Genomic DNA, 19296 nt, shown 5'->3' with positions numbered 1-19296 from the left:
TGTACTATTTTTAATAGGAAAATCATATCTGGTTTAATCCATTTTCCTTGGTTTTCTCTGTTCTGCAATGGGGCATCCACGCATATTCTAACAGCTTGATCAGGCCGTTCATGCACAGGCTTAAGATTACGATAACGACCACACAGGCAAAAACTTTATCCAGCATAAATCCATTCTTTGCGCGGAGCATGTAATAGCCGAGTCCGCTGTTTGAAGAAAGCCATTCCCCTACTACTGCCCCTGTAATGCTATAGGTCGCTGCTATTTTTAAGCCCGAAAACATCGAGGATGCGGCTGCCGGTATTTTAATCATCGTGTACACTTTCCACTCTCCTGCGCCAAACAGCCTGACAAGATTCACTTGATTGATATCCACTTGCCCCATGCCGTCTGCAAAATTGATGACAATCGGGAAAAAGCACATGAGCACTACAATCAATATTTTCGGTGCTAAGCCGAATCCTAAATACAAAATAAAAATAGGCGCAAGAACGATGACCGGAATGGTTTGGCTCACCACTAGAAGCGGATAAACCGCCTTTCGAAACAAAGAAAATCGATCCATTAAAACGGCAATCAACAGGCCGAATAAAAAAGCGATCACTAGCCCTATTATGGTTTCTTCAAGCGTTACCGCAGCGTGCAAGCTTAAATCCCCCCGTTCAGAAATAAGCGATAATGCAATCTTCGAAGGGGACGGCAATAAATACAATGGAATACCTTTCAGATCCACCCAGCATTCCCAAATTGCCAATAGGAGTATAAATACAAGTGCAGGTGCCATTATATTTTTATTTTGTAAACGTCTATTCATATCCGGAATCCATTTCCTATTCGATAAAAAAAGAGTGTCTCCATCAGAAACACTCTTTATCTTCTATCTATCATCTTAAAATTCAAAAGCTTTCCTATCGATGGTACTAGCCATATCAGGTTCAAAGGGTTTAGCTATTGCAGTCTCAGCACAACCCCTTATCACAGTTCTAAAAAGGATAAGACAGTTGGGCACCCCTAGCATCATTATTTAGTTTTATTATCATTCAGCTTACACTACTATCTTTTCTTTGTAAAGATTTAATTGTTTTTTGATTCTCAGATTTTTATATCAATTTCTTTAATTTCAAGTATAAGTTATCAAAAAATGCAAACCATAACTTCATACAATATGTATAAAGTTTTTTCTGCTCCACTTTCTTCACAAGTGGATAAAATCCCGATCTCATTTGCCGATTATCGATTTTTCATAATCGGCATGGCTGCTAATTACATGCAGCCCCAAAGTAGTAACCCAATATATCTGTACAGATGGGTTTCAATATAAACGCGACTAAATGCTGTATTCATATGGTGTTTAGTCGCGTTCTACTTTTCCTTAGGAAAAGGATTCCCGAACAATATAGCGCTGTACCTCTTCATAATTCATAGGCCCTCCAAAAATATCAAGAGCACTTCCGATGGTGACGTTAAGTTTGTTTTGACCTAATCTTTTTAAATCAGCCAAGTCGTCAAAACTTCCTACGCCTCCGGCGTATGTCACCGGTATTCCATTCCACTCCCCAAGCAGTTCAGCCAAGTCTTTTTCGATTCCGGATGCTTTCCCTTCCACATCAACTGCATGAATCAAAAACTCATCACAATACCGCGACAATTCATCCAGTATCTCATGGTTCAGTTTTACGTCCGTGAACTTTTGCCATCGGTCGGTTACAATATAATAATCGGTTCCTTTTCGTCGGCAGCTTAAATCTAAAACGATCTTCTCTTTGCCCACCTTATCTACGAGTTTATATAAATTTTCATAGTGAATCTGTCCATCTTTAAAAACGTAGGAAGTCACGATTACATGAGTGGCACCGGCATGCAGAAATTCCTCTGCATTATCTGCCGTGATCCCTCCGCCTACCTGCAAGCCGCCGGGATACGCTTTTAACGCAAGCAGCGCTTGTTCCTTCGTCTTCTCGTAATATTCTGAGGAATCCGGATTCAGCAGGATAATATGCCCTCCCTTAATGCCTTGGTCTTTATACAGTTTCGCATAAAAGCCCGCATCCTGTTCTGAGACAAAGTTCTCGGAAGCCTGGTTATTGATATCTGTTAAGGAACCTCCGACGATTTGTTTTACTTGTCCGTTATGTATATCAATACATGGTCTGAATTCCACTGTCTTTCTCCTATTCTTCGTCCTTTCGGACGCAAATTATTGCCAAATAACGATCGAATACGCCGCGTCCCATTCTTTTACATTAGATTATCAAATTCAGAGGTAGCGACGGGCTTTGCCAAATAATAGCCCTGAATCCGATCACAGCCGATATTGGTTAAAAAGTCCAACTGACTTTTGGTTTCTACACCCTCTGCAATAACCGGTATATCCAGCCAATTTGCCATACGTACCACAGAAATTAAAATACTTCCTGCACGTGTCGACTTTTCAAAATCCGATAAAAATTTTAAATCTATTTTCAATACATCCACCGGTAAATCTTTGAGCATATTCAGGGAAGAATATCCGCTTCCGAAGTCATCCATTAAAATTGGGAAGCCGTACGCCTGCAGCACCTTTATCGTCTGAGCCAACTGTTCCGGATTATCCGTGTAAGCACTTTCCGTAATCTCCAATTCTAACAGCTCCGGTTCAAGGTCATATTTCTTTACTAATCCGATCAGTTCATCACACAAATTAGGATTGAAAAAGTTTACCCGTGAGATGTTAACGGAAATCGGCATCATATCATGCCCTTCATCCTTCCATTTTCGCAGTTGTCTGCAAGCACATTCCCACACATACAAATCCAGCTTCATGATAAAGCCATTTTTCTCAAACAAGGGAATAAACTTTGTCGGAGAGATAATGCCCTTCTTGGGATGAAACCATCGCACAAGAGATTCGGCACTCATCGGCGTTCCTGTAACGGCACTGTAAACAGGCTGTAAAAAGATATGGAATTCACCGCTTTCTAAAGCTTGATTCATCTCACTGATAATTTCCTGTTCTTCCAAAATGGTATCTCTCAGGTTATTATCATAAAAAGCGTATCGCTTCATGTAGTTTCCCTTGACAGTCTGCATGGCAAGTCCTGCCCGGTCACACATCAGGTCCACCGGAATGGTAATATCCGTAATGATATACATGCCAAAACAGGCCTGTATGTTATAATTTAGTTTAAAACTGGCGAACAAACTTTCGCAATTCTCCATTAGTCCGGTAATATCTAATTTCTTATAGGGAAAGCACATCACGAAATTATCCGATACCAAACGTCCATACGTCCCTTTATCTTTCAATCGAGAGGTTAGTTCCTCCCCAATTCCTCTAAGTACGCGGTCTCCCACTTCTGTGCCAAATAAATCATTGATTAGTTTAAATCGTTCGATATTTCCGCGAATTAATATATAAGTGATATCCGGATTCTCTTCGAGCATTTTTTTCGTTTCTTTATAAAAGCTCTCTCTATTGAATATATTCGTTAACCTGTCATATTCCTTCCGGCAATCCAGCTTAAACTTATGAGTAACGATATCTTCACTGTTTGGTCGAATTTCTGTCATTTTCCTCTTTGGCGCACGCTTGCAAACCGCATATTGGTTCTTTCCATTCCCTTTCGCATAATAAAGTGCCATATCTGCATTGTTGTATAGTGCAAGAAAATCCGCACCGTTATCCGGTGAGAAGGCGATTCCCAAAGAACAAGAAATATTTTGTGAGGTGTTGCCCTCTGATATTTTTATGTAAAGACGTCTGCAAAGTTCCATCGCCATGGAATTAATGAATTCATCGGAAGGGATATGTTGAATAAACACTGCAAATTCATCGCCGCCCATACGGGCAATGATATCATTGGTACGAAAGGTCGATTTCAATTTATCAGCGACCATTTTTAAAACCTGATCCCCATACATATGCCCGTAGGTATCATTAAGTTCTTTGAAATTATCAATATCCAACATGAAAAAAGCAGCTCTTCCCCGCTGACCTTCCTCCATTGCCGCTTTAACAATATTCTCCATAGCATTTCGGTTGTATAACGCCGTAAGAGAATCTCTCTCTGCAATAGCCTTTAAAGATACTTCATACTTTTTTCGTTCGTCTATATTTTTTATATGTAAAATAGCACACACATTGCCCGTTTCAGAATGCCGAAACATATTAACCGTCGTACCAATCCATATCAGCTCACCGTTTTCGTCTTTGTTCTGATGTTCAAAATAAACCTCATTTTTGCCGTCTATAAAGTAAGATAACAGGTTAATTCTGCTAAACCGATGAATGAATTCTGCTTTTTGAGCGGCATCTGCAGATTTATCTGAAACAAATTCAATCGCTTCGGTATAGGACTCCATATTGTTCAATTTGATGAATCCATTCACGTTCGTGTCGCATTTGACTAAACGGTCCTCTGCCAAGTCACAGTCCATCGCAATAATTGCATCGCTGGTAATGGCTGCCCGATATTGCTGTGCCATATTGGCTTGTATCTGAATATCCATAATGGTTTCGATATTTTCTGCAATACCGATCGCCTTATAGGGCTTCCCGTCTTCATCATAGATATTGGTATAGGACAGTTTCATCCAATGGTATTCCCCATCCTTTTGTTTCATTTTGATGGTTTTCGTTACATTTTTTTGTCCTTCATCAATTTTACGGAACATTTCGCTGCAATCATCAATAAAATGAGCATGAATGATTCCATTGTCAAAATAGCTTTGCGGTACATCATCATCTACACGATAGATTCTACTGTCTGCATCTTTGCTGTCATAAGTAATGACTTCTTTCGTTTTGATATCGTACTCCATAATTTGTGCAGAAGTTTGAGAAAACGCAAATTTAAACCGTTCTTCACTTAATTGTAGTTCTCTTTCCACATCTTTCTCTTTGGAAATGTCAATCACCATCGCAACAAAAATAGGTCGTCCCTCATTATCACCGATTTGGCTGCCTTGTATCAGTATCCAACCCCAATTTCCATCTCTTTTTTTCGCTCTGAAGGAATACTTCACTCTTCGTTTTTCCTTGATACAAATATCCAGTTGTTTCTTCAAGCCTTCTAGATCTCTTGGATGAATTACTACAGTACTGTCTTGGGCAATCAACTTGTGATACGCTTCTCTGGAATAGCCAAATAACGCACATAAACCATCATTGGCATAGATGGTTTTAATTTTGTCTGAGAGTTCATAAACTCCTATTCCGCCCGGTACTGTATTTAGAAATGAGTTTAACGCTTTGTATTCAAATTTTTTGCTTTTGTAGCCCATGATTTTCCCCTTTAAAAATGTCTACGCCATTTCCGCAAAACAGCGGACTTCCCCGCAATAACTTAACTCGGAAAGTAAATATCTCATAACCCCATTTACCAAATTTTCGTACAAATCTATGTAATATTATGCCATAAGTCCGGTATATTTTCAATATATACATAAAAACACCTCAGGCAGCCAATTTTTGCCTGAGGCGCTATCCATTGGAAATACTTTTTTGACTCGATTAGAGTCCTCGGTATTACAAAGATTATAATACCCGCACACCAAATGCAGTAGTTTGAGGGGGGATACTCATTGTTTGAAAGGATGCATGCTTCACTCGAACAATTTGACCGGGCCGTATATCTTTTAATGGAATAGAATTGCCCCTGCTGTTCAATATGGTTGTATTGTCGGTTATCAGAAACTTCATCTGACTTGACAGGTCCCGTGCATTTCCGGTATAGAGGAAACGGTTTCTAAGATCCACACTTAGCACTTCATCTACAACCACATGCGAAGAACGATTTTGATCCATAACCGTTATACGAAAAGCTCTGGATTGAGGCGGGATGCTGCTAGTCATTACGGTAGAAAATTCAGCATCTATGATCATCCCTTCACGTAAATCTCTAAAGGAAATAGTTCGGCCGAACTTGTTTTGAATTGATGTATCGTGGCTTACGATCAAAACCACCATTTGCATATGAATCATGTTAAAGTCACCTTTAACACCGTAAGATATCGTTACATAGCCGGTTCTATTCTCCATAGAAAGTTTCTCTATAAATGCATCCTTCACCCTGATAATCCCATTATTCCTCGAACTCTTGTTGGCATGTTTACAAATTTTATATTCTCCCATATGACACCTGATTCATAATAGATTTTTTTATATAGTATGATTGAAGATGATATTTTGGAACAAATCTAGGCTTATAATAGTGTAATATGTTATAATTTTTGTTAAAATATATAGATCACAATTTATGTTTTCTTTTATTGTGGGTTGGGAGGTAAGGATTTTGAAACATTTAGCAAATCTTATTTCGTTGTCTCGAATCATACTTCTCTTTGTGCTATTCTTTTTATTGGACCACGCTATGCTTTTTTTAATCCTATATCTGATCTGCGGATTCAGCGATGTCTTGGACGGATTCATTGCTCGAAAAACGCATACGCAAAGTGAGTTTGGCGCGAAACTGGATTCTTTTGCAGATGTTTTGTTTTTTATAACGATCACGATTTCAGTCATTTACTGGATGGGCAATGATATATTCGGATTTTTACCGTGGATTCTCTTCATTTTTATCCTTCGCTGCATTAATATTGCAATCGCTGTACATAAATATCATTCGGCGGCTCTACTCCATACTTGGGGAAATAAGCTGTCTGGCTTTCTTGTATTTATTGCTCCGCTGTTTCTTTTATATGATAAAACCTTTATCCTGTATCCCGTCCTGATTGCTGCCGTTTTATCAGCAGTCGAGGAAACGTTCATTCATTTAACTTCCTCCAAGCTTGATCTAAACAGACCAAGTATTTTTAAACGATAAAATCATAAAAAAACGGAGCGGAAGAAACTCCGCTCCGGAAATTTTCAAGTTGCTTAATGCTGTGCCTGATACGATGAGATAACGGTTGTATCCGACGTTCCTCCAGTGATTACGAATCTTGCAAACTGTAAGAAGTTTGTAACTGTAATCATTTTGGAAGTTCCAAATGGTACGGATATCGTTGTCCCTGTATCCTCGAGCCAGTTTGTTCCGTCTGGGCTTAACTCTACTTTTAATGTGATATCTTGATCTGCTGTGGTTCCGGTATTTTTTATAAACCAGTTATAGGACGATTGCTGTGAAATATCTTGAGTACTTGAATTTACAGTTAATCCTGCATCAATCGTATTTGATGTTAAAGGAGTCGCTGCACCGAATGAATCCAAGTTAGTAAAAACAAGCTGGTTTTCTACTTTACCGATTAGATTAGATCCTGCTGATAACTCTACAGTTAACTCAGTGGAACCATTTACAATTTTTACATCATTGGTTACAGTACTTACCGTAGTAACTTCGGTAACTGTGTCAATATCTGTTCCTGCTTCTAAGCCTACTGTCAATGCTGTGGAACCGTTTACAATCTTTACATCATTGGTTACAGTACCTACCGTAGTAACTTCGGTAACTGTGTCAATATCTGTTCCTGCTTCTAAGCCTACTGTCAATGCTGTGGAACCATTTACAATTTTTACATCATTGCTTACAGTACCTACCGTAGTAACTTCGGTAACTGTATTGATATCTGTTCCTGCTTCTAAGCCTACTGTAGTTCCCGCTGCTAAACTTACTTCTGCGCCTGCTTCAAAGGTTACAGAACCTGTAATAGGAAGATTTCCTGCTGCATCCACTTCTAGAGGCACTACATTGCTTGTAGTACTGTCCAGAACATAAATTTGACCCTTTAATTGACTAGGTGAATCTTGAAATATTGGCATTCCTGGCATGTTAAATCACTCCATATTTGGTTTTGGTGTTACCCTCAATTATAATATGTCAGTATCATGAAATTGCCATTCTTTTCTTTTCTTTTTTGCCTTGAAAACAGATTCTAATCTGATTTGATTGGCTTACGGCAACATTTTTATAGGATAGTCTCAGAAATTGAGCAACCCTCATCGGTTGCAAATAAGCAGTTTCCTGAGCGGCCAAAGCAATGGGTCCGGTATCTTGAAACACCATATTTTTGTCCGGGCTTATTTCCAGCATAAACTCTACCACATTTCCGCTTACATTCTCAATGAAAAAATAATAATCTTCAAACCAGCTGGTATCAATCCACTCTGTATTTTTCCATATGTCATCCACCCAATATTCCTTTACAAGGTTCACAAACCGATGCTGAGATTCCGGCATTTCATTTGCAATAGTAAGTTCCAGAACAGGTTTTGTATGACACTCAAAAGCTTCAAATTCCCTTATCGTGCAAGTATTGATCAGGTCCTTTGTATGCGCGCATACTACAAAACGCTCTCTGTTATTTAAATTTATACTCTTAGTCACATCCCACGCATAGATTCCCATTTGATCTACTCGGATGCAGTTATTACTGTCATTGATACATACATTTATATTTTCAAAGGAGCCGCATACTCTTTTGCAAAACATTTTCAAAACAGCACGTTGGACAACTTCATCATCACCTAGCAAAATTGGCGGAAAGATCAAATCAGATGCATAATAGATATTGGTATTGCATTTTCCAACCACAATGCATTCTGTCATCCTGTCGTCGCCATTGTTTCGGCCATCTATATAGGTTTGAACAGCAACAGGATATAATTGCGAGATACGCATACTTTCACTCCCTTATATTTTCCCTTATTCTATGATAAACACTCCCATTTGTTTTGTTACAAAATAAATGAAAGTCTGCTCTCTCTCCGTGCGAATATTTCAAATTTATTTTGTAAATACTTAATAGATATCCGAAAGAGACGTTAACAAACTTGTAATAGGATGGGAGAAATCATATGTCAAGACAGACAAGCAAGATCATAAAGATCAAAAAAAATAAAGAGGGAGATATAACCGATGTAATGCTTGAAAATGAAATAGTTGTGCCAATCAATCATGCAATATTGATGGCAAAAGAAGGACGGATAGACGGTACTATCGTTGTCCGCGGAAAAGACGGCGGAGAATTCCTGAGAAATGACCCTAATAGTGATACAATCGATGCGATTTCAGCATTACCTACCTTTCAATAGGTTTTATTCGAACAACCAACACCGATGGATCGGTTGATTCATTCAACGAATCCAAAAAGCGTTGGGTGTTCGAATTTTCCTTTATTCTATTCCTTTAATTGTACCAAAATATATAAATCAGCATAATAGAACGGCTGATTAGGAGAGAGACTAAGATTGGCTTCTTGAACGAGCAGTTTCAGTTTAGCTTTCTCATTCTCAACCAAAAATGTAGCTTCCTCTTCCGATAATCGGGACTGGTCTATGGCGTAGCTCTTATATCTTGAGAATATTTCATTCGTATTAAAATAAATGATCTCATTATTCTTTTCGTCTAGAATCGTTATCTTTTGGGATTCGCCTCCCTTTTCTTTTATCATCGTGTACGTTTTGTCCTGTTGTGTTATCGTGCAAACAGTCATTTTTCCGCTGTCATTACTATTCACAGAGGTGCGCGTAAAATAACCATATTCTTCAATTGCTACCGGCTTTTCGGTATTAAAAGCTACATAAATATTTTTATATTCTTTATCAGGGATATCATATTTATAAAATCCAAAGGTGTCGTAGAAGTCTTCATAAATAGCAAAGTCTTTAGGGAACCAAGAAATCTTACCTGTATATTTCAGTGCATCCAAATATTCTACGGAGGATACGATCTTATTTTTATCTTCATCTGAAATATTCCCATTCGGCTTTATCTCATTGTTTTCAAGCATTTTATTTTGTACAAGTACGCCCTTTAACCTGTTTTCTTGGCTAATACGGCTGATTGTAAATGCATCTATCGGCGGCGTAATAGCTACCACGGAAAAAACAATCAACATAGCCGCGAGTACGCCGTTCTTTCTAACCGGAGCGATACTCATGAAAACACCGGAGAGAATTGCAAAAATGCCAAACAAAATGACAAAATAACGGGTATGCGTAACGCCTGAATCTCTCAAAATAATCAGAGAGGATACGAGCTGGAAAAGAACGATAGGAACCAAGACTTTCGGGAAAATCAGCCGGAACCAAGCGGAAAATTTATTTTCCAATGTGCTGCAAAGTACATACACAAATAGAATAGCAATCGCATAAGAAATCAGCATAGGCTCCAATAGATTGTCCGTCCAAAAATCTCCTCTAATATTTAGAACGATATAAACTACAAGGATCACCGAAAAAATTTCTATAATCGGAATGATGATATAGGAAATAAGTACCTCTAAAAATCTTGGACAAGAGGCGGCCTTGTTCAGTTGCCGTTCACGGTCTTCAAAGCTTCCAAGTCCCACTTCATAATCACGGTTTCCCGGATAGGTCGGGATCAAGGAAAGGAAAAACAGCGGATAGAATAACACAAAAACGATATTGGCAGTATCCATATAGGCATTCCCATTTATCGGAACAATTAGTGTATCGATAGCAGCCAGTATCAAGCTGCACCCTAAAAAAATAACAACGGCATAAAGCAACGAATGGAAAAATGCTTTAAAGGTAACCATGAAGCTTTCATTAAAACTGAACCGGCTGCGAAAAACCGGAACCCACATAAAGGCAACAAATAATGCCATCAATGCGACCCACGTTCTTATACTGATTTCCATACTGAATTCAGGGGCGTTATTTATTAATAAAAAATAAGACAAGGTCAATATAATACCGATTCCCATTAAAGCGACTCTTTTTGAGAGTTTATTAAAAAACCGTTCGTGTGCAGATTGCAAAACAGCACATAGAACGGCACCAAATATACAGCTCCACATATATTCTTCATAATTTTTGTCTGAATGGATGGAAATCGTAATAATTGCTGCAATTGCCAGCAAAAACAGGGATGTTAACGGATAACGAACGACTGCATCGTTCAAGCCTTTTAGCTTATTGGCTAGATTTATTATTTTTTTCATGAATTCACCTTTTCTACTTATTTTGAAGCAATAAATTTCTAAAATTAAGTCGGTGTAATCTTTTTGATTTTAGTCATACTAACTATCAAATACAGTTTTAATTACATTTCGCTTATAGTTTCTGCATGTACTTAAAATTATGCCAAAAATTATTAAAAAAATAAAGGAGAAAAATCAAAATGAAAAAATTACTTTCACTATTATTAGTCGGAATCCTCAGTGTTTCTGTATTTACCGGATGCTCTTATACATCAAGGGATATAAATGATAACACAGATGCAGCCGATACCATTTCATCCGTTGAGGCCAATGCAACAGACATCGGCAATTTTAAAGCCCAGGATTTAAATGGAAATGAAGTAACAAAAGATATATTTTCTAATTATGACCTGACTCTTGTGAATCTATTCACAACTTGGTGTTCGCCATGCATAAACGAAATCCCTTATTTAAATGAAATAGACAAAGAAATGGCCGACAAGTCAGTTAATGTAATCGGAATTCCTCTTGATGTCAATGAAAATGGTAAAATCGATCAAGCGAAATTAGATAAATTAAATCAGATCATTCAATCAACGAATGCACAGTACGACATTATATTACCCGATGATGTCCTTCGTAACGGTCGATTAAAGGGAGTCAACTCTGTACCGGAATCATTCTTTGTTGATAAAAGCGGTAAAATTGTCGGTGAAACTTATTTGGGTTCCCATTCCAAAGCAGAATGGACTGAAATTATAGAAAAAGAACTTGCAAAGCTGAAGAAATAGCAGAAAGGAACTTTTATGCAGACTGAAAAGAAGATGCATTCAAACCTTTTTCCTATATTCATTGCCTTCATTGGCATATGTTCAATCATTTACGGAGTTTCTCGCGGGGAAACTCCTGTTATGTTTGAAAAAGCAATCAATATATGTTTGGAGTGTATCGGAATTGGATAGAAAAATCAGTAACAATGATAAACATAGACATTTTATACAGCTGCTGTGGGCCCTGATTACAAACAGTTTTATTATCGGTTTTATTCAAGGAAAGATCTATCAAGGAAAGATAAAAAACGTTTGTGTGCCGGGCCTGAACTGTTATTCGTGCCCAGGAGCTATCGCATCTTGTCCTATAGGATCGTTGCAGGCTGTTATAGGAAGTTATGAATTCAAGTTTTCCTATTATATCGTCGGATTCTTGATTTTTGTCGGTGCATTAACAGGGCGTTTTGCATGCGGCTGGCTCTGTCCTTTTGGCTTAATACAAGAAGGTTTGTATCACATCCCTTTCTGGAAAAAGATAACTCGCTTTAAAGGAGACCGGCTCTTACGAAAATTAAAATATGTAATATTGGTCGTTTTTGTTATTCTAATGCCACTATTTATCGTTGATATTATTGGACAAGGTACACCGTATTTTTGTAAGCTTATTTGTCCTGCCGGAACACTGGAGGGCGGTATACCATTGGTAGCTATGAATAAGAACCTTCAGCAAACGATCGGTTGGTTATACGCTTGGAAAATGCTATTGTTAGTCATAACCATTATAGCGTCTATTATCATTTATCGCCCATTTTGTAAATATATTTGTCCTTTAGGTGCGATTTATTCCGTATTTAACCCAATTTCAGCCTATAAAATTAAGGTAAATGAAAAAAAATGCATACGTTGCCACGATTGTGCAAACGCATGCAAAATGAATGTAAGTCCTTTAGAAAATCCAAACAGTTTAGAATGTATTCGATGTGGACGATGTAAAAGCGTTTGTCCGACGGACGCCATCGAATATGAATATCTAAAAAAAGCCTCTGCGAGGCGATTTTAGATCCCATTCGGTCGCGTTTTAGCGGTAGCTTTTTATGATACTCCGTCCTATCGCAAGCGATATTTTCCTACGTAATAAAAAACGTTAGGCGTTTTTTGTTTCTTCCGCATCAGTGATCTCCGAATCTTCTAAATCAGCGATATCCTGTGCTTCTTCTTCTGATTCTATCGGTTCTATAGCATCTGCATACTCAGTGCCGTATTCATCCGATTCAAGAACCGGTATTTCATCCGCATCAAACGTATTAAATTCTTCTGCTGTTACACTTGCAAAGTGTGCAGCAATTTTACTGTTCGCCACTCCTACACCAATGAGTACAAACGCCAGTCCGCCATATAACGCAATCGGTTCAAATATTCCAGGAAGCAATTGGCTTGGAATCAGACTTTGCATTACCAGCTCTGCCGGATAACCCTGAGCCACATACTGGCTGATTGTAGATTTAAAAATATAAATATTTACAGATAGCATTGCAATTCCGAAAACTGCTACAATCGCAGCGACCACATACAAGAGGATTGAAATCTTTGATTTAGCACCCGAATTTTTTTTAAGTTTCATTATTAATTGTCTCCGTTTCCACCATTTTATGGCTTTATTATAAATTTTATCCTCTCTTACTATACTACAATTTTGTGAACATTATATGAAAACTTCATAAATTATCATAAAATTTTAAGAAAGCCGATTTTTAAAATCCATATAGCCAAATTCTTTTATAATAGTTATGCTATCTTTATTTTTTTCTTTCCATGCAATATGGGGCAGATTCATTCCGTTAAACGTATTATTTTTTACCATGGAGTAAATTGCCATATCACAAAAAATCACACGGTCTCCAACTTGAAGCGGTTTTTCAAAGGAATAGTCCCCAATCACGTCGCCGGACAGACAAGTAGGTCCAGCCAACCGATAAGTATACGGATTTTCCCCGGGAAGCTTTCCCCCGATAATCGGAGGACGATACGGCATTTCAAGTACGTCCGGCATATGACAAGCAGCCGAAGTATCCAAAATAGCAATATCCATCCCATTGTGCACGATATCCAGCACGGTTGAGACCAAGGTTCCGGCATTCAGTGCCACGGCTTCACCCGGTTCCAGATAAACCTCTACCTCATATTTCTCACGAATTTGTTTAATCGTTTTGATGAGGGTATCTCGATCATAATCGTCTCTGGTAATGTGATGCCCGCCTCCGAAATTCACCCATTTCATTTGATATAAATAAGGGCCGAACTGTTCTTCAAACGCTTCCAAGGTAGTCACCAATGCATCCGAATTCTGCTCACAAAGCGTATGAAAATGCAGTCCGCTGATACCTTCCAAAAGCTCTTCCCGAAACTGTTCTTTCGTGATGCCCATTCTGGAAAAAGGAGCACAAGGATCATAGATCTCGTGGCCTTCCTGTGTGGAACACTGTGGATTGATACGAAGCCCGCATTCCTTACCGGATTTCAGCGCCTTCTCCTTAAAACGCTCCCATTGTGAAAAAGAATTGAATACGATATGGTCACAAACTTCTAAAATCTCATCGATTTCATCCTCTCTGAAGGCAGCGGCATACACATGGGTTTCGCCACCCATGTGTTCTTTGCCTAATTTTGCCTCAAATAGACCGCTTGCTGTCGTTCCGTTCAGATAGTTGCCGATCAACGGATAGACGGAAAACATAGAGAAACATTTCTGAGCCAGTAGGATGCGGCACCCCGTCTCGTCCATGACATGCTTCAAGATTTCTAAATTCTTAATCAGGAGTTCCTCATCCACTACATAGCTTGGGGTATGAATTGTTTGTAATGTCATGGTTCCCATCCTTAGTCAACCAACGTTGGGTTAAAATCTTCTTCCCAAGGAAGTCCCCATTTATTTAATGCTTCCATGAATGGATCCGGATCAAATTCTTCAATATTATATACGCCTGCTCCGGTCCAAGTTCCGTTCATGATCATCATGGCACCGATCATAGCAGGAACACCTGTTGTATAGCTGATTGCCTGTGAGCCGACTTCTTTATAGCATTCTTGGTGATCACAGATATTGTATACATAGTACGTCTTGTCCTGCCCGTCCTTCTTCCCTTGGAAAATACAACCGATGTTTGTCTTTCCTACTGTTCTTGGGCCAAGGCTTGCAGGATCCGGTAAAACAGCTTTTAAGAACTGAAGCGGAACAATCTGCTTTCCTTCGTATTCAATCGGTTCAATGGAAGTCATTCCTACGTTTTCAAGACACTTTAAATGCGTTAGGTAGCTCTGGCCGAAAGTCATAAAGAAACGAATCCGCTTGATACCCTTGATATTTAGTGCAAGAGATTCTAATTCTTCGTGATGAAGAAGATACATATCTTTCATTCCTACGCTTTTAAAGTCATATTCTTTCTTTATCTCCATCGGTTCCGTTTCAACCCAATCACCGTTTTCCCAATAACTTCCGTTAGCGGAAACTTCACGGATATTGATCTCAGGATTAAAGTTTGTGGCAAACGGATAGCCGTGGTCACCGCCATTGCAGTCTAAAATATCAATATAATTGATTTCGTCAAAATAGTGCTTCATTGCATAGGCTGAAAATACACCGGTTACGCCAGGGTCAAAGCCGCTTCCAAGCAAACCGATGATACCTGCTTCTTTAAATTTTTCACGATAAGCCCACTGCCACTTATATTCGAATTTAGCCGTATCAATCGGTTCATAGTTTGCTGTATCGATATAATGTGTCTTTGTTGCCAGACAAGCATCCATAATGGTTAAATCCTGATATGGAAGGGCGAGGTTTAACACCAGCTGCGGTTTAAAATCGTTGATTAACGCAACTAATTCATCCACATTGTCTGCATCGACTTGTGCTGTATGAATAATGGTTTTAGTTTTTCCTTCCAATTCTTCCTTTAATTTATCACATTTACTTTTTGTACGGCTTGCAATCATAATTTCTTCAAAAACTTCGCTGTTCTGACAGCACTTATGAATGGCAACCCCTGCTACTCCACCACAACCAATGATTAACGCTTTTCCCATTTTTCTTTTCTCCTATCCTTTTTAAAATATTGCAATAACATTTTTATTTATTCACTGCAAGCAGTAATTCTCTCAGTACTTTACAGGCCACAGCTGTGGATGCTCCCGATTGGTCATAAATCGGAGACAGTTCGTTGACATCCATCCCAACAATATCAAGCTTTCCAACTTTACCTATAGCAGTTAATAATTCCAGAAACGTCACTCCGCCTGCCTCCGGGGTACCTGTTCCCGGAAAAGCAGAAGGATCCATTACATCCAGGTCAATAGTGAAATACACCGGGTGTCCTTTGCAAGCCTCTACGGCTTGTTCTAAGCCTTCAAAGTTAAACTTATGCAGATCGGTGTGTTCCTTCGCCCAATTAAATTCCGTTCGGTCTCCGCTTCGAATCCCAAATTGAAAAATTTTATGGTCTCCCACTAAGTCCCATATTCTTCGTATCACCGTTGCATGGGAAAGAGATTCCCCCAAGTAGTCGTCTCTTAAGTCCGTATGCGCATCGAAATGGATCACATGCAAATCCGGATATTTTTCGAAAACCGCTTTCACTGCGCCCAACGTCACTAAATGCTCCCCGCCAATCATGCAAGGAATTTTATCGGCATCTACTATTTCTTGAGCGGCCTCTCTGATTTCGTTTAATGCCCTTTCGGTATTCCCAAAGGGCAATTCCAAATCACCTCCGTCAAATACATGGATTCCCGTCAAATCTTTATCCTGATAAGGACTGTACGTTTCAAGCCCGAAGGACTCTGCCCGCATGGTTCTGCTCGCAAATCGGGTTCCCGGACGATAAGAGGTCGTCGAGTCAAAAGGAGCACCGAAAAGGACAATTTCCGCTTCTTCAAAAGAGGACTCACAGCCAATAAACGTTTCTATATTTTTATTCCACATCTTTCAGCATCTCCTCCACATAATTCGGCAACGCAAATGCTCCCACATGTAATCGCGTATTATAGTACCGTGTTTTCAAGCCAAGAGAATTCCATTTAGTTGGATTAAATTCATTCGTCGGATGATGCTTCTTGGACGAGAATCCAAATAACCAATGTCCGGACGGATAAGTCGGAATATGTGCCTGATATACCTTATAAATCGGAAAACTTTCTACGATTCGTTTATGCGCACGCTGCATCGCTAACGCATCCTTTTGATAAAACGGGCTTTCATGTTGATTTACAACGATCCCGTCCTCTTTTAGCGCTTTATAGCAGTTCCCATAGAATTCTTTCGTAAAAAGTACTTCTCCCGGTCCAAAGGGATCGGTAGAGTCTACGATGATTAAGTCATATTCATTTTGACAAGTTCGAATGTATTTCAACGCATCTTGATAAAAAATGTGAACTCTCGGATCGTCAAAACAGCAAGCAGTAAAAGGCAGATGCTTTTTACATACTTCTACGACTAATTCATCGATTTCAACCATATCGATATGCTCAATCGTTTCATATTTGGTCAGTTCCCGAACGACACCGCCGTCACCGGCACCAATAACCAAGATCTTTTTTACGTTCGGATGTACAGCCATCGGTACATGTACAATCATTTCATGATAAATAAATTCATCCTTTTCGGTTAACATCATATAACCGTCCAGCGTTAAAAATCGTCCGAATTCTTTGGAATCAAATACATCAATTCGCTGATATTCGCTCTGCGCACTGAACAACTGCCGATCTACTTTTATAGACAATTTCACTTCGGGGGTATGCTCTTCCGTGAACCATAATTCCATTCCTGTTCCTCCTACCTGTCATAAAGATAACTTCTATATATCGTTTGCTTATTCTGCCAGATCTATTATAAAACATTTAAATATTCTATATTGATATCTTCCGGTCCGGTCATAAAGCATCCTTTTGTTTTCGCATATTGAATATACTCCAATATCTCTTTTGTAATCCTTTCTCCCGGTGCCAAAATCGGAATACCCGGAGGATAACACATCACAAATTCTCTGCAAACCCGGCCTGCCGTTTCCATGATCGGAACAGATTCCTTATCGCCGTAGAAGGCCTCTCTTGGTGTTTCTATCACTTTCGGATTGATATATTCGTGTTCCAACATGCCGGCTCTTTCTTTTTTAAATCGTCGACGAATCTCTGAAAGAGCGCTTACCAGCCGTTCGATTTCCCTTTCCCGGTCACCCACAGAAATATACGCCAGTATATTACCGATATCTCCAAATTCAATTTGAATGTCATATTCATCTCGCAGTAAGTCATATACTTCAATTCCGGCTAACCCTACATCTAACGTGTTAATAGACAGCTTGGTTACATCAAAATCGAAAACAGAATCGCCGTTGTTCAGTTCTCTGCTGTACGCATAATAATCACCGATTTGGTTTATTTCATCTCTGGCATATTGAGCAAGCTTTCGCACTTTTGCAAAAATCGCTTCACCGTTAAGGGCTAAATTTTTCCTGGATATATCCAAACTGGACATAAGTAAATAACTTCCGCTTGTAGTTTGCGTCAGATTAATAACTTGCCTTACATAATCCGCATTCACTTTTTCTCCCAACAGTAAGAAAGAACTTTGAGTCAAACTTCCTCCTGACTTATGCATACTTACCGATGCCATATCTGCACCTGCTTCCATGGCTGACATCGGAAGGCCTTTATCAAAGTAGAAGTGCGTTCCGTGAGCTTCATCCACAAGCATAAGCATGCCATAACGGTGAGCTAAGTCCGTAATTGCCTTTAAGTTAGAACAGATCCCATAATAGGTTGGGTTGTTTAGGAGTACCGCTTTTGCATCCGGATTTTCTTTTATGACTTTTTCTAATTCACTCAAAGACATGCCAAGCGAGATGCCTAAACGCTTGTCCAATTCCGGATTGACATAAATCGGGATGGCTCCGCTTAAGATTAACGCATTAATTGCACTTCGGTGCACATTCCGCGGCATGATGATTTTCTCACCTTCTTTGCAAGCAGCTAGAACCATACTCTGCACCGCTGAAGTTGTCCCTCCAACCATAAAGAAGGAATGCGCTGCGCCAAAGGCATCTGCTGCAAGTTCCTCGGCTTCACGGATAACTGATACCGGATGGCACAAATTATCCAGCGGCTTCATGGAATTCACGTCGACCGACATACATTTTTCACCTAAAAATTCCGTCAATTCAAGGTTTCCTTTTCCCCTCTTATGTCCGGGTACATCAAAAGGAACGATTCGCTCCTTTTTAAATTTATTTAATGCTTCATAAATAGGCATTTTATTCTGATCCAATTTCATAAAAGTTGCTCCTTTGCAAACGTTGATACAACAAAAAAAGATCCAAATGTAATGAGTTAGTTAAAACAGTACACTTGAATCTTTCTACTATTTGTATTATTTATATTTGAATTTCCATTCGCATTTTATTTATCCAATGTAGCCTTTTAGAGTCTATATAGCAAGAATTACTTTTACTACTCTTATTGATTTTTTCACAAGTGTGATGTGCCTCTGAAGCACACGGTTGTACAGTCACCAACTCAATGTTAAAAATTTTAACATCAACTTATAAAATTCATATAAGGATTAATTTAAAAATTCCTGCAAAAGTCTCTAAGCGCTTTTGCTAGACCTCAT

The 19296-nt window shown here is 39.0% G+C and carries 18 protein-coding genes and 1 riboswitch; of the genes, 5 read left to right on the top strand and 13 right to left on the bottom strand.

Going from position 1 to position 19296, the window contains the following annotated elements:
• Nucleotides 1–22: 22 nt before the first annotated feature.
• The 4 genes from JYB65_RS00425 to JYB65_RS00410 all read right to left on the bottom strand — a co-directional run bounded on the left by JYB65_RS00425 (nucleotide 23) and on the right by JYB65_RS00410 (nucleotide 6019).
• Nucleotides 23–814 carry an ABC transporter permease gene (locus JYB65_RS00425; protein ID WP_206580617.1) on the bottom strand — a complete coding sequence of 264 codons (792 nt, stop codon included), beginning with the start codon at nucleotides 812–814 and terminating at the stop codon, nucleotides 23–25.
• A 74-nt stretch (nucleotides 815–888) separates the two neighbouring features.
• Nucleotides 889–1023: riboswitch (TPP riboswitch) on the bottom strand.
• Between the two features lie 349 nt (nucleotides 1024–1372).
• On the bottom strand, nucleotides 1373–2161 hold the full coding sequence (hisA, locus tag JYB65_RS00420; protein ID WP_206580616.1) for a phosphoribosylformimino-5-aminoimidazole carboxamide ribotide isomerase: 789 nt from the start codon (nucleotides 2159–2161) through the stop codon (nucleotides 1373–1375).
• 77 nt (nucleotides 2162–2238) lie between these two features.
• Nucleotides 2239–5262 carry an EAL domain-containing protein gene (locus JYB65_RS00415; protein ID WP_206580615.1) on the bottom strand — a complete coding sequence of 1008 codons (3024 nt, stop codon included), beginning with the start codon at nucleotides 5260–5262 and terminating at the stop codon, nucleotides 2239–2241.
• A gap of 253 nt (nucleotides 5263–5515) precedes the next feature.
• Entirely contained in the window at nucleotides 5516–6019 is a 504-nt protein-coding gene (locus JYB65_RS00410) for a hypothetical protein (RefSeq protein ID WP_206581805.1), read from the bottom strand.
• Nucleotides 6020–6272: 253 nt separating this feature from the next.
• Here JYB65_RS00410 and JYB65_RS00405 point away from each other — a divergent pair, with 253 nt between their 5' ends.
• Nucleotides 6273–6803 (top strand): CDP-alcohol phosphatidyltransferase family protein, encoded by a 531-nt coding sequence (locus JYB65_RS00405; protein ID WP_245156546.1) that lies wholly within the window; start codon nucleotides 6273–6275, stop codon nucleotides 6801–6803.
• Nucleotides 6804–6856: 53 nt separating this feature from the next.
• Here JYB65_RS00405 and JYB65_RS00400 read toward each other — a convergent pair whose 3' ends face one another.
• Together JYB65_RS00400 and JYB65_RS00395 are read right to left on the bottom strand one after the other, a co-directional pair.
• The gene (locus JYB65_RS00400) at nucleotides 6857–7747 is read right to left on the bottom strand and encodes a DUF6385 domain-containing protein (RefSeq protein WP_206580613.1); all 891 of its coding nucleotides are present in this window, start codon (nucleotides 7745–7747) and stop codon (nucleotides 6857–6859) included.
• 55 nt (nucleotides 7748–7802) lie between these two features.
• The gene (locus tag JYB65_RS00395; protein WP_206580612.1) at nucleotides 7803–8597 is read right to left on the bottom strand and encodes a DUF6385 domain-containing protein; all 795 of its coding nucleotides are present in this window, start codon (nucleotides 8595–8597) and stop codon (nucleotides 7803–7805) included.
• 176 nt (nucleotides 8598–8773) lie between these two features.
• Between JYB65_RS00395 and JYB65_RS00390 the strand changes: the two genes are divergently transcribed.
• Nucleotides 8774–9010, top strand: coding sequence for a DUF3892 domain-containing protein (locus JYB65_RS00390; RefSeq protein WP_206580611.1), 237 nt, complete (start codon nucleotides 8774–8776; stop codon nucleotides 9008–9010).
• Nucleotides 9011–9096: 86 nt separating this feature from the next.
• Here JYB65_RS00390 and JYB65_RS00385 read toward each other — a convergent pair whose 3' ends face one another.
• Complete coding sequence (locus JYB65_RS00385) at nucleotides 9097–10884, bottom strand: DUF4153 domain-containing protein (RefSeq protein WP_206580610.1); 1788 nt, start codon at nucleotides 10882–10884, stop codon at nucleotides 9097–9099.
• 179 nt (nucleotides 10885–11063) lie between these two features.
• Between JYB65_RS00385 and JYB65_RS00380 the strand changes: the two genes are divergently transcribed.
• Genes JYB65_RS00380 through JYB65_RS00375 form a run of 3 tightly spaced genes read left to right on the top strand, consistent with a single transcriptional unit; the run spans nucleotide 11064 to nucleotide 12693 of the window.
• A complete protein-coding gene (locus JYB65_RS00380; protein ID WP_206580609.1) occupies nucleotides 11064–11654 on the top strand; it encodes a TlpA family protein disulfide reductase in 591 nt (196 codons plus the stop codon).
• A gap of 15 nt (nucleotides 11655–11669) precedes the next feature.
• A complete protein-coding gene (locus tag JYB65_RS15045) occupies nucleotides 11670–11825 on the top strand; it encodes a CD1871A family CXXC motif-containing protein (protein WP_425331108.1) in 156 nt (51 codons plus the stop codon).
• The gene (locus tag JYB65_RS00375) at nucleotides 11818–12693 is read left to right on the top strand and encodes a 4Fe-4S binding protein (protein WP_209010465.1); all 876 of its coding nucleotides are present in this window, start codon (nucleotides 11818–11820) and stop codon (nucleotides 12691–12693) included. Before JYB65_RS15045 ends, JYB65_RS00375 begins: the two co-directional genes overlap by 8 nt.
• An 84-nt stretch (nucleotides 12694–12777) precedes the next feature.
• Here JYB65_RS00375 and JYB65_RS00370 read toward each other — a convergent pair whose 3' ends face one another.
• The 6 genes from JYB65_RS00370 to JYB65_RS00345 all read right to left on the bottom strand — a co-directional run bounded on the left by JYB65_RS00370 (nucleotide 12778) and on the right by JYB65_RS00345 (nucleotide 18957).
• The gene (locus tag JYB65_RS00370) at nucleotides 12778–13254 is read right to left on the bottom strand and encodes a hypothetical protein (protein ID WP_206580608.1); all 477 of its coding nucleotides are present in this window, start codon (nucleotides 13252–13254) and stop codon (nucleotides 12778–12780) included.
• 114 nt (nucleotides 13255–13368) lie between these two features.
• Nucleotides 13369–14499, bottom strand: coding sequence for a carboxynorspermidine decarboxylase (gene nspC / locus JYB65_RS00365; RefSeq protein WP_206580607.1), 1131 nt, complete (start codon nucleotides 14497–14499; stop codon nucleotides 13369–13371).
• 11 nt (nucleotides 14500–14510) lie between these two features.
• Nucleotides 14511–15713, bottom strand: a complete 1203-nt coding sequence (locus JYB65_RS00360; protein ID WP_206580606.1) for a saccharopine dehydrogenase family protein — start codon at nucleotides 15711–15713, stop codon at nucleotides 14511–14513.
• Nucleotides 15714–15756: 43 nt separating this feature from the next.
• Nucleotides 15757–16608, bottom strand: coding sequence for an agmatinase (gene speB, locus JYB65_RS00355; protein ID WP_206580605.1), 852 nt, complete (start codon nucleotides 16606–16608; stop codon nucleotides 15757–15759).
• Nucleotides 16598–17449 (bottom strand): polyamine aminopropyltransferase, encoded by an 852-nt coding sequence (gene speE / locus JYB65_RS00350; RefSeq protein ID WP_206580604.1) that lies wholly within the window; start codon nucleotides 17447–17449, stop codon nucleotides 16598–16600. The genes speB and speE overlap by 11 nt, the downstream gene beginning before the upstream one ends.
• A 65-nt stretch (nucleotides 17450–17514) precedes the next feature.
• Nucleotides 17515–18957, bottom strand: coding sequence for an aminotransferase class I/II-fold pyridoxal phosphate-dependent enzyme (locus JYB65_RS00345; RefSeq protein WP_206580603.1), 1443 nt, complete (start codon nucleotides 18955–18957; stop codon nucleotides 17515–17517).
• Nucleotides 18958–19296: the final 339 nt, after the last annotated feature.

The sequence above is a fragment of the Clostridium aminobutyricum genome, from assembly GCF_017255415.1.
GTDB lineage: Bacteria > Bacillota > Clostridia > Peptostreptococcales > Anaerovoracaceae > Aminipila > Aminipila aminobutyrica.
The sequence above is the reverse complement of the archived record's forward strand: the minus strand, read 5'-3'. Positions and strand labels throughout refer to the sequence as shown.